Origin of the sequence: Enterobacter sp. R-1.6.2, from assembly GCF_035064085.1 — a bacterium.
Taxonomy (GTDB): Bacteria; Pseudomonadota; Gammaproteobacteria; order Enterobacterales; family Enterobacteriaceae; genus Enterobacter; species Enterobacter asburiae_B.
Map to the genome: position 1 here is coordinate 1 of NZ_JASEYI010000121.1, position 575 is coordinate 575.

The 575-nt window shown below is 60.0% G+C and carries 1 protein-coding gene; it reads left to right on the plus strand.

Going from position 1 to position 575, the window contains the following annotated elements:
* Window positions 1-27: 27 nt before the first annotated feature.
* Window positions 28-575, plus strand: a 548-nt coding sequence (locus QMN93_RS26320; protein WP_323620247.1) for a DNA methyltransferase, incomplete at its 3' end; no start/stop codon positions are given.

Below are 575 nucleotides of genomic sequence, written 5' to 3' on the forward strand. Positions count from 1 at the left end.
TGCCGCATATCAGAGAGGAGTGTGTCTATGTCCCGTTTTATTCTGGGTGACTGCGTGCAGGTGATGTCCCGTTTTCCGGCGCGTGCCGTCGATTTTATTCTTACCGATCCGCCGTATCTGGTTGGCTATAAGGACCGTAACGGGCGCACCTTGGCCGGGGACAACTCTGCCGAATGGCTCCAGCCCGCCTGTCATGAAATGTACCGCGTGCTGAAAAACGACAGCCTTATGGTGAGCTTCTATGCCTGGAACCGCGCGGATCTGTTTCTGAATGCGTGGAAATCGGCCGGTTTCCGGGTGGTTGGCCATATCGTCTTCGCCAAGTCCTACGCCTCAAAATCGACGTTCGTGGGTTACACCCATGAGAGCGCCTACCTGCTGGCGAAGGGGAGGCCGCAAACCCCGGACCGTCCCATTCCGGACGTGATCCCCTGGAAATACACGGGCAACCGACACCACCCGACGGAGAAGCCGGTGCAGAGCCTGCGACCGCTGATTGAATCGCTCACGTGTCCCGGGGCCATTGTCCTTGACCCGTTCGCCGGCAGCGGCTCCACCTGCGTGGCCGCCGCCGA